Origin of the sequence: Parafrankia sp. EUN1f, assembly GCF_000177675.1 — a bacterium.
Classification (GTDB): Bacteria; Actinomycetota; Actinomycetes; order Frankiales; family Frankiaceae; genus Parafrankia.
Window position 1 is genome coordinate 18,364 of the sequence record NZ_ADGX01000053.1, and the last position, 23,865, is coordinate 42,228.

General features: G+C 71.4%; 15 protein-coding genes, 1 tRNA gene and 1 pseudogene. 10 read left to right on the plus strand and 7 right to left on the minus strand.

Annotated features, from left to right (window positions below):
* Nucleotides 1-11: 11 nt before the first annotated feature.
* From FREUN1FDRAFT_RS17360 to FREUN1FDRAFT_RS17380, 5 genes and pseudogenes are all read left to right on the plus strand, one after another.
* Entirely contained in the window at nt 12-1,583 is a 1,572-nt protein-coding gene (locus tag FREUN1FDRAFT_RS17360) for an FtsK/SpoIIIE domain-containing protein (protein WP_006541421.1), read from the plus strand.
* 391 nt (nt 1,584-1,974) lie between these two features.
* Nucleotides 1,975-3,545, plus strand: a pseudogene (locus FREUN1FDRAFT_RS17365) (replication initiator).
* A gap of 32 nt (nt 3,546-3,577) precedes the next feature.
* Nucleotides 3,578-3,766: a helix-turn-helix domain-containing protein gene (locus FREUN1FDRAFT_RS17370; RefSeq protein ID WP_006541423.1), complete on the plus strand. Its 189-nt coding sequence runs from the start codon at nt 3,578-3,580 to the stop codon at nt 3,764-3,766.
* A gap of 134 nt (nt 3,767-3,900) precedes the next feature.
* Nucleotides 3,901-4,200 carry a hypothetical protein gene (locus FREUN1FDRAFT_RS17375; protein ID WP_006541424.1) on the plus strand — a complete coding sequence of 100 codons (300 nt, stop codon included), beginning with the start codon at nt 3,901-3,903 and terminating at the stop codon, nt 4,198-4,200.
* A gap of 246 nt (nt 4,201-4,446) precedes the next feature.
* Complete coding sequence (locus FREUN1FDRAFT_RS17380; RefSeq protein WP_006541425.1) at nt 4,447-5,715, plus strand: site-specific integrase; 1,269 nt, start codon at nt 4,447-4,449, stop codon at nt 5,713-5,715.
* 65 nt (nt 5,716-5,780) lie between these two features.
* On the opposite strand, the gene FREUN1FDRAFT_RS17385 is transcribed toward FREUN1FDRAFT_RS17380, so the two are convergent.
* Nucleotides 5,781-5,856 (minus strand) — tRNA-Arg (locus tag FREUN1FDRAFT_RS17385).
* A 244-nt stretch (nt 5,857-6,100) separates the two neighbouring features.
* On the minus strand, nt 6,101-6,982 hold the full coding sequence (locus FREUN1FDRAFT_RS17390) for an aldo/keto reductase (RefSeq protein WP_006541426.1): 882 nt from the start codon (nt 6,980-6,982) through the stop codon (nt 6,101-6,103).
* Between the two features lie 419 nt (nt 6,983-7,401).
* On the opposite strand from FREUN1FDRAFT_RS17390, the gene ssb reads away from it, so the two are divergent.
* Nucleotides 7,402-8,346, plus strand: coding sequence for a single-stranded DNA-binding protein (gene ssb, locus FREUN1FDRAFT_RS17395; protein WP_006541427.1), 945 nt, complete (start codon nt 7,402-7,404; stop codon nt 8,344-8,346).
* Nucleotides 8,347-8,498: 152 nt separating this feature from the next.
* Nucleotides 8,499-10,673, plus strand: coding sequence for a glycosyltransferase family 39 protein (locus tag FREUN1FDRAFT_RS17400; RefSeq protein ID WP_369809802.1), 2,175 nt, complete (start codon nt 8,499-8,501; stop codon nt 10,671-10,673).
* 285 nt (nt 10,674-10,958) lie between these two features.
* Here the strand turns inward: FREUN1FDRAFT_RS17400 and FREUN1FDRAFT_RS17405 are convergent, their stop codons facing one another.
* The gene (locus FREUN1FDRAFT_RS17405; protein WP_006541429.1) at nt 10,959-12,260 is read right to left on the minus strand and encodes a DUF1254 domain-containing protein; all 1,302 of its coding nucleotides are present in this window, start codon (nt 12,258-12,260) and stop codon (nt 10,959-10,961) included.
* A 181-nt stretch (nt 12,261-12,441) separates the two neighbouring features.
* Between FREUN1FDRAFT_RS17405 and ettA the strand changes: the two genes are divergently transcribed.
* Nucleotides 12,442-14,124: an energy-dependent translational throttle protein EttA gene (gene ettA / locus FREUN1FDRAFT_RS17410; RefSeq protein WP_006541430.1), complete on the plus strand. Its 1,683-nt coding sequence runs from the start codon at nt 12,442-12,444 to the stop codon at nt 14,122-14,124.
* 186 nt (nt 14,125-14,310) lie between these two features.
* Here the strand turns inward: ettA and FREUN1FDRAFT_RS17415 are convergent, their stop codons facing one another.
* Nucleotides 14,311-14,730, minus strand: coding sequence for a globin (locus FREUN1FDRAFT_RS17415; protein WP_006541431.1), 420 nt, complete (start codon nt 14,728-14,730; stop codon nt 14,311-14,313).
* A 134-nt stretch (nt 14,731-14,864) separates the two neighbouring features.
* Nucleotides 14,865-16,844, minus strand: a complete 1,980-nt coding sequence (locus FREUN1FDRAFT_RS17420) for a glycoside hydrolase family 13 protein (RefSeq protein WP_006541432.1) — start codon at nt 16,842-16,844, stop codon at nt 14,865-14,867.
* Between the two features lie 169 nt (nt 16,845-17,013).
* On the opposite strand from FREUN1FDRAFT_RS17420, the gene FREUN1FDRAFT_RS17425 reads away from it, so the two are divergent.
* Complete coding sequence (locus FREUN1FDRAFT_RS17425) at nt 17,014-19,320, plus strand: SpoIIE family protein phosphatase (protein WP_006541433.1); 2,307 nt, start codon at nt 17,014-17,016, stop codon at nt 19,318-19,320.
* A gap of 105 nt (nt 19,321-19,425) precedes the next feature.
* On the opposite strand, the gene FREUN1FDRAFT_RS17430 is transcribed toward FREUN1FDRAFT_RS17425, so the two are convergent.
* Together FREUN1FDRAFT_RS17430 and FREUN1FDRAFT_RS17435 are read right to left on the minus strand one after the other, a co-directional pair.
* Complete coding sequence (locus FREUN1FDRAFT_RS17430) at nt 19,426-21,120, minus strand: SDR family oxidoreductase (protein WP_006541434.1); 1,695 nt, start codon at nt 21,118-21,120, stop codon at nt 19,426-19,428.
* 234 nt (nt 21,121-21,354) lie between these two features.
* A complete protein-coding gene (locus FREUN1FDRAFT_RS17435) occupies nt 21,355-21,891 on the minus strand; it encodes an HNH endonuclease (protein WP_006541435.1) in 537 nt (178 codons plus the stop codon).
* A 576-nt stretch (nt 21,892-22,467) separates the two neighbouring features.
* Here FREUN1FDRAFT_RS17435 and FREUN1FDRAFT_RS17440 point away from each other — a divergent pair.
* Nucleotides 22,468-23,823, plus strand: coding sequence for a mechanosensitive ion channel family protein (locus FREUN1FDRAFT_RS17440; protein WP_050795905.1), 1,356 nt, complete (start codon nt 22,468-22,470; stop codon nt 23,821-23,823).
* Nucleotides 23,824-23,865: the final 42 nt, after the last annotated feature.

Genomic DNA, 23,865 nt, shown 5'->3' on the forward strand with positions numbered 1-23,865 from the left:
GTGGTATTTCCATGTCCAGAATCAACGGTGACCAGCGTTTCCCGCGGGTTCCTTCGCGGGCTGACAAGGTGCGCGTGCCGGTGTGGATGCTGCTGTTGGCAGTGGTCGGCAAGGTGCTGTGGCTGGCGTTGCGGGGCTGCTGGCGCCATCGCGTCGGCGTTACGTCTGTGGTCGGCTTGTTCCTGGTCGTGCACCGGGTCGGGCTCGTCGGCCTGGTCGCGCTCGTCGCGGCGCTGGTCCTGGTGGCGGTCGCATGGTGGCAGGTGCATCCGCGGTCGTTCGGGCCGGTGGCCTGGTGGCTGTGGGGCCGTGGGCGGCTGACGTTCGTCTACCGGTGGCGGTGGAAGCCGGCAATGGTCCATACCGACCTGGCGATCCGCATGCCGACGTCGACCGGTGATCAGGTGAACTTCGATGAGTACTTCCCGCGGATTCGGAAGATCCGTTCGTCGCGGTCGGTGGACGTGCTGCGGGTGGAGCTGCTGCCGGGCCAGACTCCGGAGCAGTGGGCGGAGCAGGCTGAGGCGCTGCGGCACGTGTTCCGCGCTCGGCGCTGCCAGGTGCAGGCGGAGACGTCCCGGTTCATCCGCGTCTCTTTCCACCACCGCGACACGCTGACCCGGCCGGTCGCTCCGCCCAACCTCGACAACTCCGCTGACGGTGCCAGCTCTGACCCTGCTGGCATCGATCCCCATGGCGTCGTCCGCGGTGGCGTGGGTGCGGCTCATCTCGTGGCCGGGCTGTCCGCGGTGCCCGTCGGGCGGTGTGAGGACGGCCGATCCTGGACGCTGCCGGTCCGGGGAACTCACGTGCTCGTCGCCGGGGCGACCGGTGCCGGCAAGGGCTCGGTGCTGTGGTCGGTTATCCGCGGTCTCGGCCCGGCTGTCCGGGCGGGGCTGGTGGAGCTGTGGGTGTGCGACCCGAAGGGCGGGATGGAACTCGCCTTCGGGCGGGAGATGTTCACCCGGTTCGCCACCACGTCCGACACGATCGCGGATCTCCTCGACGACGCGGTGACCGTGATGCAGGACCGAACGGCTCGGCTCGCGGGCAACACCCGGCTGCACGCCCCGACGGTCGGCGAGCCGCTGATCGTCGTGGTCGTCGATGAGATCGCCTCGTTGACGGCGTACGTCACCGACCGGGAGGTGAAGAAGCGGATCGGGGCGGCGCTGCCGCTGCTGCTGTCGCAGGGCCGTGCGCCCGGCGTCGTGGTCCTGGCGGCGGTGCAGGACCCGCGAAAGGAAGTGCTGCCGTTCCGGGACCTGTTCCCGGTCCGGGTCGCGCTGCGGATGACCGAACCGGAACAGGCCGATCTCGTGCTCGGCTCCGGCGCTCGGGACCGTGGGGCGCGGGCGGACGAGATCCCGCTGTCGCTGCCCGGGGTCGGCTACGTCCTGCACGACGGTGATCCCGATCCGGTCCGCGTCCGGGCCGCCCACGTCGACGACGGCGAGATCGCCCGGACCGTCGACAGCTACCGGCCCGTTCCGGGCAGCTGGGTGCCCGACCTGCCCGCTGACCTCGTCGACTGGGACTCCGGGTCATGGCCGGACGGCGATCGCCTCGACCCGGCGGCATGAGATCGGCTGGTCCGGTCGGCGCTCCGGACCCGATCGCACCGATTCCGGCGCTGCCGGTGTGCGCGACCTGCGGACATCTGTGGATTGCCCACCGGCGGCGCCGATGCCGGGCAAGTGACGGCGGCAGGTCCAGTCGCTTCCGCTGCACCTGCTTCACCGAACCGTCGTCCGCTCCGACAGGCAGACACCAGGACCCCGACGTCACGGAGGACCCTCCCGCGTGACCACTCCTGTTCCCGGCCCCGACCCGGCAGGCTCGCCCGAACCGACCGGCCGTGACGATCGTGACGATCGCCCGGGTTCCCGGGCGGCCCGGATGCGGATGCCGCTCGCCCGTGAGGTCGTCGAAGCCGTCGCTGTGGAGAACGGGGTGTGCGTCCGGCCGATGGCAATGCGGCGGACGAACCTCGACACCGGCGAAACCGAGATCATCCCCGTGCCCTGCGGCGCGACCCTGGCCAGCAAGTGCCCGCCGTGCGCGGAGAAGGCGCGTCGGCTGCGGATGGCGCAGTGCAAGGCGGGCTGGCATCTCGACGACGAACCGCTTCCCGACCCGGACCCGCCGACGGACGAAGCGAAGATCCTTGCCGGTTTCCGGGCGGATCTGGAGATCGTCCGGCGGGAGGCCGAACGGGACAGTGACCCGGCCGGCGTCGCTGAGATCGACGCGCTTATCGGCCAGGTGGACGAGGAACTCAACGCCCTGGGCGTCCGCGGCAAGGCTGCTCCGGACAACCGGGAGCGGGCTCGCCGTGCCCGGTCGACCCGCCGACGGCAGGACGCTCCCGACCTGCCTCGGCTCCCGGTGGAGAAGCGGACGGTCGGCCGGACGTACGAAGCGGCGGACGGTACGACCTGGCGGCCGTCGATGTTCCTGACCCTGACCTGCGACACCTACGGCAGGGTGAACTCCGACGGGACTCCGGTCGATCCGGCCTCGTACGACTACCGGCGGGCGGCCCGCGACGCGATCCACTTCCCGAAGCTGATCGACCGCTTCTGGCAGAACCTCCGCCGTGCCGTGGGCTGGGATGTCCAGTACTTCGCCGCGCTCGAACCGCAACGGCGGCTCGCTCCGCATCTGCACGCGGCGATTCGTGGCACGGTCCCGCGGCTGCTGCTCCGCCAGGTCGCGGCGGCTACGTATCACCAGGTCTGGTGGCCTGCGGTCGACCGGCCCATCTATGGAGACGACCATCTGCCGATCTGGGACGGCGATGCCGGGGCCTACCTCGACCCGGACTCGGCCCATCCGCTGCCCACCTGGGATGAGGCACTCGACGCCATCGGGGACGAGGACGAACCGTCCCACGTCGTCCGCTTCGGCCCGCAACTGCGCGCGGACGGCGTCACGGCGAACTCGGCGAACACCGGCCGGATGATCGGCTATCTGACCAAGTACCTGACGAAGAGCCTCGACGCCTGCCACGCGGCCACGTCCGACGCGCAACGTCGGCACGTCGACCGGCTGGCGGCGGCGCGCGCTACGAACCGTGCTCACCGACCTGCGCGAACTGGCTCCGCTTCGGCGTTCAGCCGAAGAACCCGAAACCGGGCCTCGCGCCTGGGCGGTGCAGGGGCAAGGCACACCGGCGGGAGACGCTCGGGTTCGGCGGCCGGCGGGTCCTGGTCAGCCGGAAGTGGTCCGGCAAGACGCTGACCGACCACAAGCAGGATCGGGTGGCCTGGGTCCGCGAACAGCTTGAAGCCCTCGGCCAGACCGCCACCGGCCCGGCTGGCTCGGCTGCCTCGGTGGCCTCGGGTCCAGGCCCGGACCCGGCTCGAACGGCGTGGGTGCTGCTCCGGCCCGGTGACCCGGCCGCACCGCGCCGCGAACACCTGCTTCTCCAGGCGGTCGCGCAACGTCACGCCTGGCGCGCACAGCTCGACGCGGCCCGCCGTGCCCTGGCCGGCGAGCTTCCGGCAACCGGCCCGCCCGCGGCTCCGGTTCGCGCTGCCTGATCTTTCCGCCCTGACCCGTGGGAGGCGAAGTCGTGACCAGCAAGCTTCTGCTGACGGTCGACGAAGCCGGCGAACTGCTCGGCGTCGGCCGGAGCACCGTGTACGACCTGATCCGCGGCCACCGGCTCGAATCCGTCCGCATCGGCCGTTCCCGCCGCGTTCCCCGCGCCGCGGTTCTCGCCTACGTCGACCGGCTGCGCAGCGAAGGGGAAGCGGCGTGACGGCCCATCCGACCGGCCACTCGGCGCGCGGACCTCCGGATCGCCCGGAGTTTCGGCAAGGCGGCCCCGGCGGGTGCTGGAACACCAACCGGGGCCTGAGACCTCACCCCTGCCTGTAACAGGAGCGAAGCCCTATGAGCATCTTCTCGTCTGGCAACTTCGGCGCGTGGCGCACCCCCGGCGGAGACTCTCCGCTCGTCGCCTCCCGCGTGACCGGCGCCGGTGACCACGAGCTGACCATCCGTCCCGGCGCGGACGTCGGCGACCTGGTGGCGATCCTCGCGACACTGCCCGCGGACGCCTTCTTCACCGAGCACTTCGGCGACGTGAACGCGGTACTCGTGTTCCGCCAGGTGCCCGGACTTCCGGCAATGGTCCCCGCGCGCGGAGAGCCCTCGGCGGACCCGGCGGCGGCAAGCATCACCCGTCCGTAACGGCAGTCCTGCCTGCCCTTCACCACATTTTCTTCCGTTCTCTGGTGGCGTTTCAAGCTGTCGGGGTGTCGGACGTGTCCAGGGCCGGCCGTAGGCCGATGGCGTAGCCACGCGAAGCGCCCTGGACGCGGCCGGCGCCCCGGCAGACCATTCCAACGCCAGAGAACGGAACCCCACCGGAACCGGGCGACGTCGCCCGCGGCCGGAGTGAACCTGTCCCGTTCTTCCGGCAAGGAGAAGCCAGCCATGCCCAGCAACACCCCCGGCTCGTCGAACGGCCGGCGCAAGGAGCGCAGGAAGCGCGCCAACGGCCAGGGCTCGATCTACCAGCGCGGAGACGGCCTGTGGGTCGGCGCGGCCTACGTCCTCATGCCCGACGGGACGACCAAGCGGCGGCCGGTCTACGGCAAGTCGGAAGAGATCGTCCGAGGCAAGCTGACGGAGCTTCAGGCCAACTCGGATCAGGGCATTCCGGCGGACGCCACCGGGTGGACCGTCGAACGCTTCCTGACGGTCTGGCTTGAGCAGACGGTGAAGCCGAACCGTCAGCCGAACACCTATGTCACCTATGAGAAAGCGGTCCGTCTGTATCTCATCCCGGGTCTTGGAAAGAAGCGGCTGAACAGGCTGAGCGGCGCGGACGTCCGGCAGTTCATCCGGCGGACGGAAACCACCTGCCGATGCTGCGAGATGGGCAGGGACAAGGCGCGGCCGGAAGAGGAACGGCGCTGCTGTGCGGTCGGCCAGTGCTGCAACCGTCGTCCGTCGAAGCGTCAGGTTCAGGTCGTTCATGCCGTGCTCCGCAACGCTCTCCAGGCGGCCGTCCGGGAAGAACTGATCCGGCGGAACGTGGCGAAGCTGGTGCAGGTCTCGACTCCGCGCTACGGCGTCGATCGGGGCCTGACCGTGGAGCAGGCTCACCGGCTCCTGGACGAAGCGGCCGGCGATCGGTTGTACGCCCTGCTCGTCCTGGCGCTGTTCCTCGGGATGCGCCGCGGGGAGTTGCTCGGGCTCCAGTGGTCGGATATCGACACCGACCGGGAGACGCTGACGATCCGGCACACGCTCCAGCGGGTCGGCGGGGAGCTGCGGCTGCTCCCGCCGAAGACGGAGGACTCGGAGCGCACGCTGCCGCTGCTGGGCCTGGTGGCCGACGCGCTGACCGAGCATCGCAAGCTCCAGCAGGCGGAACGGGAAGCGGCCGGCGAACGCTGGGTGACGACCGACCACGTCTTCACCACGAAGATCGGAACGGCGATCGAGCCGGACAACCTGCGCCGGTTCTGGATGCCGCTCCGGCGCGCGGCCGGGCTCGACGGGGTCGTGTTCCACGGGCTGCGGCACACCTGCGTCACGCTGCTCTTGGACCTCGGCGTGCCGCCGCACATCGTCCGCGACATCGCGGGCCACTCGGCGATCGAAGTCACGATGACGATCTACGCGCACGCATCGATGGGGGAGAAGCGCCGCGCGCTGGGCAAGCTCGACGGGCACCTGACCGAGCCGCGGGGCTGAGGGCCGTTGCTACACCCGTTGCTACAAATCGCCTCCGCCAGCAAGATCGGCGGGGGCGTTTTGGCTGGTGCGCCCGGCAGGGATCGAACCTGCGACCTGGTGCTTAGAAGGCACTCGCTCTATCCGCTGAGCTACGGGCGCGCTGCTCCATTGTGGGGTCCGCGGACGGATCCCAGGTGGGATGGACAGTGTCCACCTCACGTCATCTGATGTCGCAATCGGCCCCCGGTCTGGTCGTGGGTGGTGGCCGTGTCGGCGCAGGGTGAGGCCACCGTCCCACATAGTGCCGCATGCGCCGGGGGTTGCGCGGGCGGCCCGTGGGTGGATGCCCGATCCGCATCCACCCACCGGCCGCGGGTCGCCGAGGCGAGGGTCTGGCTGACTGTCAGCCGGCCGCTTTGGCGAGGTCCTCGTACTCGTCGTCGGTGAGGGTGACGCCGGCCGCGGCGACGTTCTCCTCCAGGTGGGCCACCGAGGAAGTGCCGGGGATGGGCAGCATCACGGGGGAGCGGCGCAGCAGCCAGGCCAGTGCGAGCTGGGAGGGCTTGCTGCCGTGGCGCTTCGAGGCCTCGTCGAGGATTCCGCCCGGGCGCGCGAGGGTGCCGGTCGCGATCGGGAACCAGGGGATGAAGCCGATGTTCTCGCGGGTGGCGTAGTCGAGGACGTCCTCGGAGGCGCGGTCGGCGAGGTTGTAGCGGTTCTGAACGCTGACGATGTCGGCGAGGGTCCGGCTGTGCTCCAGCTCGGCGACGCTGACCTCGGAGAGACCGATGTGGCGGATCTTCCCCTCCTGCTGGAGGGCACGCAGCTCACCGAGTGACTCCTCGACAGGGGTCTTGGGGTCGATGCGGTGGAGCTGGTACAGGTCGATCCGCTCGAGCTTGAGCCGGCGCAGCGACATCTCGACCTGCTGGCGGAGGTACTCGGCGCGCCCGACCGCGGTCCACTTGTTCGGGCCCTGCCGGGTGAAGCCGCCTTTCGTCGCGATGACGAGATCGGCGGGGTAGGGGTACAGGGCTTCGGTGATCAGGTCCTCGCTGATCTCCGGCCCGTACGAGTCGGCCGTGTCGATGAAGTTCACGCCGAGCTCCACGGAGCGCCGCAGCACGGCGATGGCCTCGTCGTGGTCGGCGGGCGGGCCCCAGACTCCTGGGCCGGTGATCCGCATCGCGCCGAAGCCGAGCCGGTTGACCGGCAGGTCGCCGCCGAGCTGGAAGGTTCCGCTCGCCGCCGCGTTCACGTCGGAGCTTGCCGCTTGTGTCGACATACCGTCCCATTCTGTGTAGGCGCGGGGTTCTGCTGCGGAGCGTCAGCCCGTCTGGGAGCAACTTTGGCGCGCACGCTCGATGTTCCCGCGTCCGCGCGTGCTGAGTGCTCATGGAGCTCGGCCTCAGCCGCGGCCGCGTTCCGGGTCGGCGCGTCGTGTGGTGCGGCGGGTGGCGACAGGTTCGAGCATCGTGGACGGACGCGGCTGAGACCAGCCGGGTCGTCGTCCTGTGGACAGCGCGCAGTTATCCACAGTGAGCGAAGAAGTTGTTCCCAACTCGGAGTCGGTGGCGCAGAGTCGTGGCGTGGCTGCGGACCAGTCTCCATCCGCCTCACGTGCGGCGCACGGGCGGCGGATTGGCTGGCCGGTGGTCACCGAGTCGTCTCCCTGCCCCCGAGATGCTCTCCGAGGAGTGCTCCATGCCTGACACCGAGATCACGATGATCGGCAATCTGGTCGAGAACCCGGTCCTGCGGATCACCGCGAGCGGGGTCTCCGTCTGCGGCTTCCGCGTGGCGTCCACGCCGCGTCGCTATGACCGTGCCGAGCAGCGTTTCGTCGACGGGAACACGCTCTACCTGCGGGTGTCCTGCTGGCGCCAGCTCGCCGAGAACGTGGCGGCCAGCCTCTCCCGAGGCGACCGGGTGCTCGTCGTCGGCCGCCTGCGCCAGAACAACTACGAGACGCAGGACGGTGACCGCCGGGTCAGCTACGAGGTCGACGCCGAAGCGGTCGCGGCGGAGCTGACGTGGCGGCCTGTCGAGGTGCGCAGGGTGGCACGCTCGTCAGCCGGGCCGGCGGATTCGCTCGCCGCCTCGTCGGGCTACCCCGACCCGCTGGCTGATCCCGGGGCGGCCCAGGGGGATCCGTTCGGTCACGATGACGCGGCGTTCGACGCTGAGGAGGCCGGAGATCCCGGCGCGGTCGATGCCGTCCAGGCCGGCGAGGCTGGCGGCGCGCCCGGTTCCGGCGGCATGGCGGGTGGCGGGGCCGCCCAGACGATCTCCGCGGCCCTGGCGGATCCGCCGGGGCAGCCGGCAGGGCACGGCTTCGCGGCCGAGCAGGGCCAGGCCGGCCAGGTCCACCTGGAGCAGGTGATCGGGGCCGACCAGGCGGTTCGGGGCGGCACGGGGCCCGAGAGCACCGACGGCACGGCCCCGCCGACGGCCCAGGGCGAGCGGGTGGTCTCCTCGCCGCAGCCCCCGATCGAGGGGCGGCTGACCGCCGGGCACCGGGGGTCCAGCCGGAGGTCATCCGCGCCTTCCCGCGGCGTGACCGGCCGGTTGGGGGCGGCGGGTTTCGGGCTTGCCGATGTCGTGGGGGAGCACCGCCTGCTGGGGCAGGGGGGCGCGGCGGGGGGCTGATCGTGGCCCGATCCGCGGTGATGTCCGTGGGAACGCCGCCCCGCGTGCGGGGGCGGCGGTGTGGTCGCGGGTTGTGTGAGGCCACCGACATGCTGTTACCGATGGGCCCACCTGCGGCATCGGGGCATGTTCCGCTCGGTACCGTGCCGAGGGTGAGCAGGGCGAACGAACCCCGTGGCGGAGCGGGCCCGGCGCTGGACGAACCGTCCGGGCAGCCGGGCGCCGCGGTCCCCCGGCAGGAGACGGGCAGCCCGGGGCTGCCGCCGGCTCCCACCGGGGCGGCCGGGCTGTCGTTCGACCGGCTGTGGCGGCGGGCCCGTGAGATCAGCGCGCCAGGTCGATACGTGGCCGTGCTCGCGGTGCTCAGTGCGACTGCCGCGGTCGTGCTCCGGCACAACCTGTTTCCCTACCTGTCGATCAACAACGACGAGGTCATTTACTTCACCCAGGCCCGGGCGATGGCCGGTGGTCATCTGTTCCCCGCGGCGCCCGACCCGGCGGCCTCCTACGCGCCCTGGCTGGCCGCCGTGTCCGACGGTCACTACGTCCTCAAGTACACGCCGTTCGTCCCCGGGCTCTTCGCGCTCGGCCTGCTTCTGACGGGCAGCATCTCCCCGGTGCTGGCGCTGGTCGCGGCGGCCGCGGTGGTCGTCACGTACCTGTTCGGCGCCGAGCTGTCGGGTGATCGAAGGGTCGCGGCGCTCGCGGCGACCCTGTTGGCGTTCTCCCCGCTGATGATCGTGCAGAGCGCGCTGGTGCTGAGCTACCTGCCGGTGCTGGTCCTGTTGGAACTGACCCTGCTCGGCCTGCTGCGGGGCCTGCGCGGCAGGGGTCGGCGGGTCGGCGGGGTGGCACTCGCCGGCGCGGGGCTCGCCGCCGGGGTGGCCGTGGCGGTGCGTCCCTATGACGTGGTGCTGGTGCTCGCCCCGGTGGTGATCTGGGCGGTGGTGAAGGTTCGCCGGGACGCCCGGCTCGGGTGGGCGCTGCGCTGGGCGGCGGCGGGGCTGGCCCTGCCGACCGGGCTCCTGCTGGCCTTCAACGCCGCCGCCACGGGAAGCCCGTTCAGGCTGCCGTTCGCGCTGTTGGAACCCGATGACAAGCTCGGGTTCGGCTGGCGCCGGCTGTACCCGTCGGATGGCGGGCACAACTTCGGGCTCGGCGACGGGCTGGCGTCCGTGGGTGATCATCTGTGGCTGCTCGGGGGCTGGGCCTGCGGCGGCGTCCTCCTGGCAGTCGCCGCGATCGTCTCGGTGGCCCGCCGCCGGCTGGACGCACCCGGTTACCTGCTGGGCCTCGGGTCGCTGCTTTTCCTGGTCGGCTACCTCGGCTTCTGGGGGGCCTGGAACGCGGCGGAGCTGTGGGGCGGGATCCGGTACGTCGGGCCCTTCTACCTGATGCCGGTCATGATCGGGCTGGTGCATCTCGGTGCCCGCGGAGTCGTCGACCTGGCCACCTGGTCCCGGCGCCGGGTCGCACGTGGCCTCACCGGGGTGGGAACCGCGGGCGTCGTCGGCCTCACGACCTTCATCCTGGTCGGCGCGGTCGACGCGAACGCGACGATGACCCGGCACGACCGGGAGCTCGCCGGCATGCTGCGCTCGCTGCCCGACCGGTCCCTGGTGCTGGTCTCGGCCACCCCGGCCTACCTGGGCCATCCCAGTGCTGTCACCGCGAACGGCCCGGATCTCGACGGGGCGGACGGCGACGGTGACCTGCTGTTCGCCGTCTCGCGTGGGGTCGCGGACCTGAAGGTCGTGGCCGATCACCCCGACCGAACCCCCTACCTGCTACGGATGCCGGCCGGCTACAACCGTTCGCCCCAGTCGCCGACACGGTCCCGGGTCGACGCGCTCACCCTCGCGACGGGCCGCACCGTCGACGTCGAGGTGAGCGTCGGCGCGGCTCCCGCCGGAAGCCGGGCGGCGCAGCTGGTGTTCGAAGCCGGCGGAACCAGGCTGTCCTACCCGGTGCCCGTCACCGGGCAGTCCGCCGCGCGGCTCACCGTCGACGCGGACGGGCTCGACGCCGACGACGTCACCGACGCGGTCAGCTACGACGGTGCGCGCACCCGCGGATCCCCCACCGGGCGCGAGGCCGGCAGCCCCCTCGGCAGACCGCGGATCAGCACGGTGCCCGGCGCCGGGGCGTCCATCACCGTGTCCCTGCTGGCGACACCGGCGTCGGGAGGCCGAGCGCGGACCGTCGACCGCCAGGTGCTCCCCGTCCTGGTCGAGCAGGGCGCGGACATCGCCGTGCTCGCGCCTAGCGCCCAGATCGACGAGGTCGGAACCGGTAGCACGCTGCCGGTACGCATAACGCTGCCCTGACCGGTCGGGACGCACCCCCCGGGGGCAACGCATGCTCCCCAGCTCCCCAGAGCGACGCACCATCCTCGGGGCGCCGCACCGCCCGGCAGCCGTGTGTGGTGCCCCCGGCAGGGTGGCGTGGTCAGTCGAGCCGGTGGATCGCCGGTGGTGAGTAGGCGCCGCGCAGGACCTCCTCGCCCGGGCAGTACATGCGCAGGACGAGGCGGAAGTCGCCGCTGGCCGCCGGCAGCCAGTTCGCCGTCCCCGCAGCCGCCGCGGACGTCGATCGGGGCGTCGATGCCGGTCTCAGCGCCGAGGCCGAAGGTCCTGGTGGTCCCGACGGCCCGGAGGACGACCGTGACAGTGCTTCCGGCCGGGGGGCTCGCTCTGGATCACCACGGGAATGGACCCGTCCGGCTCGTGGACGAGATCGTCCAGACTGCTGATCGAGTAGCGGTCCAGCGGGTTGTCGACGAGGTAGCCGTCGGGCTCGTCGTACATGGTGAGGGTCCAGAAGGAGTCCACGGGCGGCGGCCGCAGGCGTAGCCGGTAGTCGTGCGCGCCGGTGAGGTGGTGGCCTTCCAGGTCCACCGCACAGTGCGCGGCGGTCTCCTCGTAGGCGTGGACGATGCCCAGCGGGCGCCGGGCGGCCAGCGCCCGGGCGATGCGGGCCTGCGCCCGGTCCGGAATCTCCCAGGCGCGGTCGTCGAGGACGCCGGGGCCGAACCGGTCGAGGTTGTAGTCGGCCTCGTGCAGGGTGCTGGACCATCCCAGGTTGGTCCGCCGGCCGGCGTCCGCCAGTCGCTCCAGCTCGTCCCGACCGGTGCGCAGACCGGTGCGCAGCGACCAGGCGAGCGTCGGATCGGGATCTATGTAGGGGGACGGGTCGGCGAGCAGGCCCAGCGCCTCGAACCTGCGGGCGTATTCGCGTTCCATCGGCGGCAGTGGGAAGGCGCGCATCCAGGTGCGCAGCTCCTCCCAGAACCGCAGGTCGTCGCAGACCTGCTTGGACCGATCCGGTGGCCCCTCCGGTCGGCGTGCGCCCGGGTCGAGCGGGCTCAGGGTGAGCTGGTCCTGAAGCGCGCGGACAGCGGGCAGGTCCCGCGGGCCCCGGAAGGCGAACCTGGCGACGATGCTGAACACCCGCGCGGGAGCTTCGATCACAAGCCGGCTGCCCGAGCCCGTACCCGCAGCATCCAAATCGGCGTCGCCGCCTGGTGGGACCAGCAGGACCTCGTGGCCCCGCCCGTCGCCGTCCCCGGTGTTGGTGCCGGTGCGGGTGCCCAGATAGGCGAACACGTTCAGCCAGGGGTCGTAGAACGCGAGGACGTGATATCGGTCCGGCGCCGGCGGGACCCGCAGCACCACCGGGCCCGGGCCGAGATCCACCTGGGCCATCGAGAACAGGACGTCGGGGTTCACGTTCAGAAACGGCGAGAGCGGCCCCGGCGGGTCGGTCTCGTGGGCGAACGCGTTGAAACCGACCGGTCTGATCGGCCCGATGCCCTCATCCGCGGCCCGGATGATCTGCCGAACCGCGCAGACCATCGGATAGCCGAAGCTGAACGCCTCCGCCGCGAGCCCGACCCGCTGGTCATCCGCGCGCATGCCGCCTCCCAGCGACCCCCGTGCCCGATGGTGGCCTGATGTCCGATGGTGCCTGATGGTGGTCGTCCGACTCCGGTTAGTACCCGGCTGGGAGTGGGGTGAACACGGGTGGATGTGTCCGCTGGTCATCCCTCGGATCACCGCCGTGAGGTATCCGGGCACCATGCCCTAGGGTTGGCACATGGCGCAGTACGTCTTCCAGATGCGCAAGGCCCGCAAGGCCCACGGCGACAAGGTGATCCTCGACGACGTCACCCTGGCGTTCCTGCCCGGCGCGAAGATCGGTGTCGTCGGTCCGAACGGCGCGGGGAAGTCGTCGCTGCTGAAGATCATGGCCGGCCTCGACCATCCGAGCAACGGCGACGCGGTCCTCAGCCCCGGCTACACCGTCGGGATGCTGGCCCAGGAGCCCGTGCTCGACGAGAGCAAGGACGTCCGCGGCAACGTCGAGGACGGTGTCCGCGAGATCCGCGAGGTGCTCGCAAGCTACGAGGCGATCAACGAGAAGATGGCCGCGCCCGACGCGGACTTCGACACACTCCTGGCCGAGCAGGCCGTCCTGATCGACAAGATCGAGGCGGCGAACGCCTGGGAGCTCGACAGCCAGATCGACCAGGCGATGGACGCGCTGCGCCTGCCGCCAGGTGATGCCGACGTCGCTCCGCTGTCCGGTGGTGAGCGCCGCCGGGTCGCGCTGTGCCGGCTTCTGCTGGAGGCGCCCGACCTGCTGCTGCTCGACGAGCCGACCAACCACCTGGACGCTGAGAGCGTCGCCTGGCTCGAGCAGCACCTGGCGCGCTACGCGGGGGCGGTGCTGGCGGTCACACACGACCGGTACTTCCTCGACAACGTCGCCGGCTGGATTCTCGAGCTCGACCGCGGCCGCGCCCACCCGTACGAGGGCAACTACTCCACCTACCTGGAGAACAAGGCTGCCCGTCTCAAGGTCGAGGGCCAGAAGGACGCCAAGCGGCGGCGGATGCTCGCCCAGGAGCTCGAGTGGGTCCGCTCGAACCCGAAGGCGCGCATGGCCAAGAGCAAGTCGCGGCTGTCCCGCTACGAGGAGATGGCCGCCGAGGCGGACAAGGCGCGTCCGCGCGACTTCGAGGAGATCCAGATCCCGCCGGGCCCGCGCCTGGGCAGCCTGGTGATCGAGGCAAGGAAGCTGTCCAAGGGCTTCGGCGACCGGATCCTCATCGGTGACCTGTCGTTCACCCTGCCCCGCGGTGGCATCGTCGGCGTGATCGGCCCGAACGGTGTCGGCAAGACCACGCTGTTCACCATGATCTCCGGTGAGGCGACGCCGGACAGTGGCGAGCTGCAGGTCGGCGAGACCGTCGACATCGCCTATGTCGACCAGGGCCGTGCCGGGCTCGACCCGAAGAAGAACGTCTGGCAGGTCGTCTCCGACGGGCTGGACCACATCGTCGTCGGCAAGACCGACATCCCCAGCCGGGCGTATGTGTCGTCCTTCGGCTTCAAGGGTCCTGACCAGCAGAAGCCGGTCGGCGTGCTGTCCGGTGGTGAGCGCAACCGGCTGAACCTGGCGCTGACCCTCAAGCGGGGCGGCAACCTGCTGCTCCTCGACGAGCCCACCAACGACCTCGACGTGGAGACCCTGCGCTCCCTGGAGGACGCGCTGCTGGAGTTCCCGGGCTGCGCGGTGGTCGTCTCCCACGACCGGTGGTTCCTCGACCGCGTCGCGACGCACATCCTGGCCTGGGAGGGCACCGAGACCGACCCGGCCCGCTGGTTCTGGTACGAAGGCAACTTCGCCGACTACGAGACCAACAAGGTCGAGCGCCTCGGCCCCGAGGCGGCACGTCCGCACCGGGTCACCTACCGCAAGCTCACCCGAGACTGACCGCCGCGGGCGGCGCCCGCCGCCCGCTGGCACCTTCCGCCTGCTGAGGCCGGTCACGCCAACCGGCCTCAGCGGCAGCAGGCATCCCGGTCAGACGAACATCTCGACCAGACGGACATCCAGGCAGGCGCGGCATCCAGGCACGGTGGGGCCTGGCCGCGGGTCGGCAGCCAGGCCGGCGGCGGGTCAGCCGGGGCGGTTCTGCAGGGAGTTCGCGGCCATCAGCAGGTAGTCCCAGAGTTCCTTGTGCAGGTCCGCAGCGAGGTCGAGGCTGTCGACGGCCGCCTTCATGTGCCGGATCCAGGCATCCCGCTCCGCCGGGCCGATCGCGAACGGCACGTGCCGCATCCGCAGCCGCGGATGCCCCCGCAGCTCGCTGTACGTCGACGGCCCACCCCAGTACTGGATGAGGAACATCCGCAGCCGCTCCTCGGCCTCGGCAAGCTCCTCGTCCGGGTAGAGCGGGCGCAGGACAGGGTCGCTCGCCACACCCTCGTAGAACCGTGCCACCAGCGCCCGGAACGTCGCCTCGCCGCCGACGGCTTCGTAGAAGTCTGCTCGTGGTCGTACGGGTGACGGTTGGTTCACCCATCCATTCTGCGCCACCAGAAGGCGGCGGCTCCGCCGCGGCGCCGTCCGGTTTTGGCCTTCATGGCATAGAAGGGCGACAGGCATCCCTCATCTGCAGGTGAACCGGTCGATCGGTGCCGCAGATACGGATCTGTTCTCTCTCGGCCGAGTCAACCCGAACGGGGGACGACCCAGACGGTGGTGGCGGGTGGGAGAACGAGCGTCGCGCCGTCGTAGCTGACGGGACTGCTCGCCAGGACCAGACGCCCGGCCAGCGCGAGGCGCACCTCCTCGTCGGTCGACATGACGCAGGTCAGCGCGGAACCGAGCGTGGGCGCACCGGCGGCAGGCGGGGGAATGTCGTCGGATGGTGCTGTGTCGCCGGATGGTGCCGTGCGGGCCGGTGGTGCCGTGCGGGCCGGTGGTGCCGTGCGGTCGAAGGCGAGGCAGTCGACGGGCAGGTCGGCGAGCCAGCGGAACCCGGGCTGGGCCTCGTCCGGGCCAGCCGAGCTGCCGAGGAACGGCAGGGCCCGGCGCAACGCCAGCGCGCCGTGCACGAGCACCCGGGTGGACAGCGGGTCCTCGGACTGGGCGGCGGCGGTCAGCGCACCCCAGTCCGGTGGCTGCGGGAGCCACGGCTCGACCTCGTCGTCGGTGAAGCCGTACGGAGGTGACTGGCCGGACCACGGCATCGGAATCCGGGTCCCGTCCCGCCCCGGTGAGGCGTGCCCGGAGCGTTCCCACACCGGGTCACGGCGCCGGTCGGGCGGTACGTCGACCTGCGGCAGCCCGAGCTCGTCGCCCTGGTAGAGATAGGCCGTCCCGGGCAGCGCAAGCATGGCCAGAAGGGCCGCCCGGGCCCGGCGCAGGCCAGTCGCGCCGCCGCCGTACCGGCTGACCGGCCGGACGACGTCGTGGTTCGCCAGCACCCAGGTGGGCACCGCGCCGACCGCGGACGTGGCGGCCCGGGCGGCGTCGATGGCGCTGCGCCACGCCGGTGCCGAGAACGGCGCGTACAGCAGCGAGAACGTGAAGGTCAGGTGCAGCTCGTCCGGGCGGACGTACCGGGCGAGCCGTTCGGGGTCGGCGACCCAGGTCTCGCCGACGAGAACCCTGTCCCGCCCGTCGCGACGGTCGTAGTCGTCCAGGATCGCCCGCCATTCGCGGTAGATCTCGTGGACGCCGTCCTGATCCCAGGAGTAGGGCTCGAACAGCTCCCGGAAACCCGTCTCCGGGGTGGGGACCGCACCAGCCGCACCAGCCGCTCCGGTGGCCTCGCCGTCGGCTCCTCCGTCGGCTCCTCCGTCGGCTCCTCCGTCGCCTTCTCCGTGGCCTTCGTGGTCGCCGGCGTGGCCGTCGGCGTGGCCGTCGGCGTGGCCGGCGGTGGGGTGAGCAGCGAGGGTGGGGTGGTCGCGCAGCGCGTCGTCCTTGACCAGGCCGTGCGAGACGTCGATACGGAAGCCGTCGACGCCGCGGTCGAGCCAGAAGCGGAGGATCTCCCGGTGCTCCGCGCGCACCTGCGGATGCCGCCAGTTCCAGTCGGGCTGCTCCCGGGCGAACAGGTGCAGGTACCACTGGCCGTCCGGAACGCGGCTCCAGGCCGGGCCGCCGAAGACCGAGATCCAGTTGTTCGGCGGCAGCGCGCCGTCGGGCCCGCGTCCGTCCCGGAACAGGTACAGCTCCCGCTCGGGTGAGCCGGGCCCGGCGGCGAGCGCGGCCTGGAACGCCGGATGCTGCTCGCTGGAGTGGTTGGGGACCACGTCGACGATGACCTTCAACCCGCAGGTGTGCGCGTCACGCAGCAGCGCGTCGAGGTCGTCGAGCGTGCCGAACAGGGGGTCGACGTCGGTGTGGTCCGCGACGTCGTACCCGTGGTCGGCCATGGGGGAGCGGTAGAACGGGCTGATCCAGATCCCGTCGACGCCCAGGTCCGCGAGGTCCGGCAACCGGCCCCGGATGCCTTCGAGATCGCCGACTCCGTCGCCGTCGGTGTCGGCGAAGCTGCGGATGTAGACCTCGTACATCACGGCGTCGCGCCACCAGGGAGCCGTTGCCGGCCCGGAGCCCGGCCCGCCACCGCCGGTCGGCTTCGTCGGGGTGCCGTCGGTTGGTGTCGGAGCGTCCGCACGGTCCGTGACAACGGGATCCATGACCGCATCAAACCTTCTTCGCGGGTGCGAAGTAAACGGGGGGCATGGTTACGGAAAGTGGTGGCCGAGCCGCTCGTCGGGCGCGATATCCGACTACCGGCCTACACTTCCGCGAGTGGATGACGTCACAGTCCGTTATGGATTGCTTCCATGGGGTGGAGGTGGCCTGGTGGCGAAACGTCCCGGCACTGCCGTGCCCGATATGGCCGCGGCTGGCATGGATCGGGCCTGCGTGGACCCCGCCTGTGCCGATCGGCCCGGCTCCGATCGGGCCGGCTCCGATCCGGCCAATGGTGGCTGGGCGGCAACGACAGCCTCGGTCGGGCGCGCGGTGGTCCGGGAGCTGTCCGGCGCGTGGCGGCGCCGTTCGCGGTCCGCGGAGGAGGCGGCGCTGCCGCAGTGCTCCTTCCTTGCCGACGCGAGCATGGTCCTGGGCACCTCCCTCGACCCGCAGCGGATCGTCGAAATGACGGCGGCGCTGGCGGTGCCCCGGCTGGGGAGCGCGGCGATCGTCTGGCTGCGGGGGGAGGGCAACTCCGTCCCGATCGCCGCGTCGTCCTTCCTGGACCCGAAGGCCGCGGGCTTCGTCCGGGCCGCGTACCAGATCCGCCCGGCCACCGTCGACCAGGAGATCCCGCCGGGTTCCGTCGTCCGGACCGGTCAGTCGTACTACGTCCCGAAATACACCGAGAAGATCGTCGGAAAGCTGTTCGCCCGCGAGGCGTACGACAGGTTCTGGGAGTTCCCGTCCGGGCCCACCATCACCGTGCCGATCCACTCGCGCGGGCGGGTGCTCGGCGCTCTCACGGTCGACCGGGCGGGCATGGAGCCGTTCTCGGCACTCGACATCCATCTCGTCGAGGAGCTCGCGCGGCGCGGCGGTGCGGCGCTCGACAACGCGCAGCTCTTCCGTGACGTGGAGGAGTCCGCGCTGACCCTGCAGCGCTCCCTGCTCCCCGCCCACCCGCCGGCCCTGGACGGGATGGAGATCGCGATGGAGTACCGGCCAGGCACTGCCGGGACCGAGGTCGGCGGCGATCTCTACGACGTCATTCCGCTGCCCGGTGGCCGCGCCGGCATCGCCATCGGTGACGTGATGGGGCGCGGGCTGCACGCGGCGGCGGTGATGGGCCAGCTCCGGGCCGCGCTCCGGGCCTACGCGCTGGAGGACTGGGGCCCCGCCGAACTGCTCGCGCGTCTGGACCGGGTCGTCGACTCGCTGCCCGGGCTGCAGCTCGCCACGTCGATGTACGCCGTGTACGACCCGTACTCCGGCCGTGCAACGATCGCCAGCGCCGGCCACCCGCCGCCGTTGCTGCTGCTGCCCGACGAGCAGCCGGACTATCTCGTCCTCGAACCCGGTCTGCCACTCGGGACGGGGGAGGCGGACTCGTTCTCCGAGACGACCATCACGCTGCCCCCGGGCTCCGCCCTGGTGCTGTTCACCGACGGGCTCGTCGAGTCACGTCGGCGCTCACTCGCCGACGGCCTGGAACACCTGCGGTCCGGCCTGGCCGACCAGGTCACCCGTCCACGGGCCGCACGCGACCTTGCCTCGTCCAACGGGGCCTCGTCCAACGGGGCCTCGTCCAACGGGGCCTCGTCCAACGGGGCCTCGTCCAACGGGGCCGCCGACAACGGGACCGAGGCGGACGTCCTGCCAGCCGATTCGGTGGCCGGCGACTCGGTGGCCGCTGGCGCTGTGGCCGGCGGTACCGGTGCCGGCGGTACCGGTGGAAGCGTTGTCGCAGCCAGCGGTGCTGATGCCAACGGCACCGCGGTCGGTGGCCCGGCGGCCACGGCATCTGCGTCCGCTGTGCTGCCTGAGCGGCGGATCCGCGAGCGCCGGTCCGGCCGGGACCGCCGCGGTGGCTACCGCAGGTCACGCAACGCCGGTGACCGCCGCCGTGCGGGCTCCTTCGCGGCCCGGAGCTGGTCCGGCCCCGACGCCGTGACGTGGGACGGTCCCGGCCCCATTGAGGAGACCGCGCGGACGGTGCTCGAGCGCTGCCTGCTCGCCGCGGAGCTGCCGGCCCGCACGGATGACGACATCGCGCTGCTGGTGCTGGTGACCAGGTCGGTGCGCCCACCCCTGATCCAGCTCGCGCTGCCCGCGGTGGCGGCCTCCGCGGGCCAGGCACGGACCTCCGTGCGCGCGGCCCTGCACGACGCCGGGATCAGCTCCCTCGATGATGCGATCCTGCTGGTCAGCGAGGTCGTCACGAACGCGGTCCTGCATGCGCGCAGTGACCTTGTGCTGCGGGCGACCCTGGAACCCGGGCGGCTGCGGATCAGCGTCGAGGACAGGGAGGGATCGGCGCTGCCGAGGCCCGGTGACGAGTCGACCGACCAGATCGACGCCGAGCACGGCTGGGGCCTGCTGCTCGTCGAGGCACTCGCCCAGGCCTGGGGCGTCGAGACGACACCGGACGGAAAGCGGGTCTGGTTCGAGATGGAGATCCCGGACGAGGCCTGACGGCCCGCCCCACGGCGCCTGCCGTGCCGACCGTGGTTCCCCTGCCGACCGTGCTGACCGTGCCTGCTGCCGTGCCGACTGCGCCTACCGGCGCGCCGGCAGCTCCTACCGGACCGCTCGATGGTGCTCGGCCGCGTGCTGCGGGAGTGGGACGTCCTGGTCGGCCTCGGCTCGGTGCACGATTGTCCGCAACATGCCACCGAAGACCACGGCATGGAAGGGGCTGACCGCCTTCCAGTAGAGATGCCCGGGCAGCCCATGGGGCAGGAACAACGCCCGCTGCCGGTAGACGACGCCACGCTGACCGTCCCCAGCGCCGCGTTCCGTGCCGCCGCCACCCCCGCCGCCGCCACTGTCCGCGCCGTCGGCTGGTTCGACCCGAAGCTCGAGCCAGGCCTGACCGGGCAGCTTCATCTCCGCGCGCAGCCGCAGCAGCCGGCCCGGAACCATCTCCTCGACCCGCCACAAGTCGATCGCCTCGCCGGTTCTGAGCTGCCGTGGATCTCGCCGTCCGCGCCGGTGCCCGACCCCGCCGACCAGGATGTCCACCCATCCCCGCGCGGACCAGGCCAGCGGCCAGCTGTACCAGCCGTTCTCGCCGCCGATGCCCTCGATGACGGCCCACAGGCGGTCCGCCGATGCCGCGACCGGGCGCGTGCGTTCGTCGGTGTAGAGCGAGCCACCGGCCCAGGTCGGATCGGTGACGGCGGGCTCGCCGGGCGGCCCCGGGACGCCGACGAGCGCGGCTATGGCCTGCGGGAAGGGGGTGCTGATCGGGGCGCCCGGCCAGCGGGCGGTGGACCAGCGTGTCTCGACCGCCCGGTCGCGCACCTTCGCGAGCGCGTAGGCCACGGCGGTGTCGAACGGGACGAGTCCGTCGGGTGGATCGGGCACCCAGTCGGCGATGTCGTGCTCACTCGCGACGACCTCCGTGCGCAGCGAGCGGACCAGCGGGCGCGCGATCGCCCGGGGCACCGGCGTGACCAGGCCCACCCAGAGTGAGGACAGGCCGGGTGACAGCACGGGAACCTGGATGATGATTCGTTCACGCAGCCCCTCGACGGCGGCGAAGCGCCGCATCATGCCCGCATAGGTCAGGATGTCCGGGCCGCCGATGTCGAACGAGCGGTTGACCGTGGCCGGGAGGTCCAGGCATCCGATCAGGTAATAGAGGACGTCCCGGACGGCGATGGGCTGGATGCGGGTCCGCACCCAGCGCGGGGTCACCATGATCGGCAGTCGCTCGGTGAGATGGCGCAGCATCTCGAACGACGCACTGCCGCTGCCGATGATGACCGCGGCCCGCAGGACGACGGTCGGAACGCCGGAGCCGAGCAGGATGCGGGCCACCTCCTGGCGCGACGCCAGATGCTCCGAGATTCCGCGGCTCGGCCCGTCGACTGGCTGGCTGGCCGTCGCCCCGCTGCCCGCCTCCGCCGCCCCCGCCGGGGTCGCGGGGCTCAGACCGCCCAGGTAGATCAGCCGGTGCACGCCGGCGGCCCGCGCGGCGTCGGCGAAGGCGTGGGCGGCCGCGCGGTCGACGGCGGAGAAGTCACCCCCGCTGTCGATGGAGTGGATCAGGTAGTAGGCGGCGTCGACGCCCGCCAGGGCCGGGCGAAGCGAGGCCGGATCCAGCGCGTCCGCGCGGATGATCTCCGCGTTGCGGTGGTGTGCCCAGGGGACGTCCGCGAGCCGGGCCGGATCGCGGGTCAGGCAGCGGACGTGGTGACCGCCCGCCAGCAGGCGGGGGGCCAGCCGGCCGCCGATGTAGCCGGTCGCGCCGGTGACGAGTACGCGCACGCGGTGTACCTGCCCCGGTGCCGCGGCGCGCTACCACGCCCCGGCGAGTATGGACGCACGCCGGCAGGAACCTGCCGGCGGACGCGTGGGGAGGTACGCGTACCACCAGGCGAACGCGTGCCGCCCGACGCGGCCGCGCGCCGGGCGCCTGTCAGCCCGCGGGCACCGGGCCGATGGCGCGGGACCGTGCGGGCGGCGTGTCAGGCACCCGAGCGCGGGCTCGGTGTAGCACGATCAGGCGCTGGCGGCCGCCCCCGAGATGTCCGTCGGGACGTCGGACACGGTGCTCAGGTAGCGCGACCACCGTGGATCCATCCGCCGGGACCCCAGAATGCGCCAGGCGGCTCCGCTCGGCGCTCGAGGTGCCGTGCGAAGCCGCCAACCGAGATCGGCAACCGCTCGGTCGGCTTTGACATGGTTGCAGCGGCCGCAGGCCGCCACGACGTTCTCCCATACGTGCGGCCCGCCGCGAGAGCGGGGGATGACGTGGTCCAGCGACGTTGCCGGGGCGTTGCAATACACACACCGATGATGGTCACGTGCCAGGACGCCCTTGCGGGTTAGCGGAACCTGGGAACGGTATGGCACGCGCACGAACCGCGCTAACCGCACCACGATCGGCACCTCGACCGAGCTCGTCGTCGAACGAAGTACCTGACCGGCGGATTCGACCATGACGGCCTTGTCGGTCAGGACCAGCACCAGTGCTCTTCTTTGTGACACCACGCACAGAGGCTCGTACGTGGCATTGAGAACCAGCGCCTCTGCCACGCGCCGACCTCCTGCCCACCCGAGGGCCCTCGCGGACCGTCCTACCCAGCGTCTCCGGTGACAATGGACAGTCAACCTTCTTCTGCGTCGGAACGCGAGCCTGTTTGCATGGTCATCGGCCCGGCCTAAGCGCTGATGTGCATATCCGGCCCGGTTTGTGACCAATAACAAGCCCATCAGGTCATGTGTCGTGACCGCGTAATTACGTTGCGTGGTCACGGGTAGCGTTGTGTCTGTTCGTGGTCGAGGTGGGGGTGTCCGGCCGTCGAAGGTCGCCGATGGGCGACACTGTCAAGGTCGACATCGGTGGCCGAGCGCGGGAGCGTGGGCGTTCGTCCACGGCTGGCCGTCCGCTGGCCTCCGCCGACCCTCCAGGTCGTGGGTGGCGCCGGGCGGGTCCCGAGCCGGCGCCGATGCGCCAGATCTGACCGACAGAACCAGCTACGGAGGATGGCCAACGGTGTGCCCATCTAGCGTTTCCGGTTCGGCGTGCTTCGCGTCAAGCCGCCGTGGGCCCGGGTGCCATGCGTCGTCGCGGGGCCGGGTCCGCCCGTGACGGCCAAGTCGGTCATCCCGATGCTCGGTGCGTTCCTGTCCCCGACCCCCGCGCCCACCACGGCGGCCGGGTCCGCCTCGCCGACCCCGATTCCCTCGGTGTCACCCGGCGCGACGGACGATCCGATCGTCTCGATCGAGGGGGTGGGCAAGGCGTTGCGAGAGGCCTGCGGCACCGACGCCAGCATCACCTGCCGGACCGTCTACAACGTCACTCACAGTGACTATCTTGCGTCTGGTGCCGAGGTGTTTCTCGGTACTCCGATCAAGATTTTGCTCATTCTGATGATCGCGCTGATGGTGCGATCGCTCCTGCACAGATTCATCCGGCGGGCCACCGGGCGAGCTGCGTCCGGCCGCAGTTCGGGTCCGTTGCGAGGGCTGCGCTCCAACACCCTGCTGGGTGCATTCGGCGATCCGACGGTGCTGATCGAACGCCGCCGCCAGCGTGCCGCGACCGTCGGTTCCCTGCTGCGTAGCGTGACGTCAATCTTTATCTTCGGGCTGGCTTTCCTGACGATCCTCGGCGAGCTGGGGATCAATCTCGCGCCGATCGTCGCCAGCGCCGGTGTGCTCGGGATCGCGGTCGGTTTCGGCGCGCAGAACCTCGTGCGCGACTTCCTGTCGGGCATGTTCATGCTTCTGGAGGACCAGTACGGCGTCGGCGACGTGATCGACGTCGGCCCGATTTCGGGCACCGTCGAGGCGGTGAGCCTGCGGATGACGCGTTTGCGGGACGTCGAGGGCACGGTCTGGTATGTCCGTAACGGCGAGATAACCCGGGTCGGGAACAAGAGCCAGCAGTGGGCCCGCACGGTTCTCGACGTTCCGCTCGACTACGACACCGAGGTTACCGAGGCCAAGCGCCTCCTGCGCCGGGCGGCGGACGAGCTGTGGCAGGACGACGAGTGGTCGGCGCTGATCCTCGACGAGCCCGAGGTCTGGGGCATGGAGACCATGACCGCCGACGGCTACACCCTGCGGATCGCGATCAAGACCCAGCCCCTCAAGCAGTGGGATGTGGCCCGCGAGCTTCGTGAACGGGTCCGGGCCGTGCTCAGTGCCGCGGGCATCGCGCTGGGCACGGTACAGCGCAGTGAGGTCGTGGTCGTCGACGATGACGAGGAGGAGGCGGCCGCGGAGGAGGACGAGACGAGCTCGAACGACGGCTCCACCGACTCCTCCGGCCGCGGTGGTGGCGATCTGCCCGCGCCGCGGATCGATCCGCCGCTGCCGTCCTCGTCGACATCCGGCGGCGGCCAGGCCGGTGCCGGTGCCGGTGCCGGTGCTGGCGCTGGAGCCGGTGCGGGCGCTGGCGCTGGAGCCGGTGCGGGGGCTGGCCCGGGTCCCGGAGCCGGCGCGGGAGGTCCGCGCTGACCCCGTTCGCGCCGCGTCGGCCTCGTTGTCTGAAGCTGGGCT

What these genes read in the sequence shown, in the direction of transcription:
- ssb (WP_006541427.1), top strand. Translation starts at nt 7,402, where the DNA reads ATGCCTGACACCGAGATCACGATGATCGGCAATCTGGTCGAGAACCCG.
- FREUN1FDRAFT_RS17390 (WP_006541426.1), bottom strand. Translation starts at nt 6,982, where the DNA reads ATGTCGACACAAGCGGCAAGCTCCGACGTGAACGCGGCGGCGAGCGGA.
- FREUN1FDRAFT_RS17375 (WP_006541424.1), top strand. Translation starts at nt 3,901, where the DNA reads ATGAGCATCTTCTCGTCTGGCAACTTCGGCGCGTGGCGCACCCCCGGC.
- FREUN1FDRAFT_RS17360 (WP_006541421.1), top strand. Translation starts at nt 12, where the DNA reads ATGTCCAGAATCAACGGTGACCAGCGTTTCCCGCGGGTTCCTTCGCGG.
- ettA (WP_006541430.1), top strand. Translation starts at nt 12,442, where the DNA reads ATGGCGCAGTACGTCTTCCAGATGCGCAAGGCCCGCAAGGCCCACGGC.
- FREUN1FDRAFT_RS17420 (WP_006541432.1), bottom strand. Translation starts at nt 16,844, where the DNA reads ATGGATCCCGTTGTCACGGACCGTGCGGACGCTCCGACACCAACCGAC.
- FREUN1FDRAFT_RS17440 (WP_050795905.1), top strand. Translation starts at nt 22,468, where the DNA reads ATGCTCGGTGCGTTCCTGTCCCCGACCCCCGCGCCCACCACGGCGGCC.
- FREUN1FDRAFT_RS17405 (WP_006541429.1), bottom strand. Translation starts at nt 12,260, where the DNA reads ATGCGCGCGGATGACCAGCGGGTCGGGCTCGCGGCGGAGGCGTTCAGC.
- FREUN1FDRAFT_RS17380 (WP_006541425.1), top strand. Translation starts at nt 4,447, where the DNA reads ATGCCCAGCAACACCCCCGGCTCGTCGAACGGCCGGCGCAAGGAGCGC.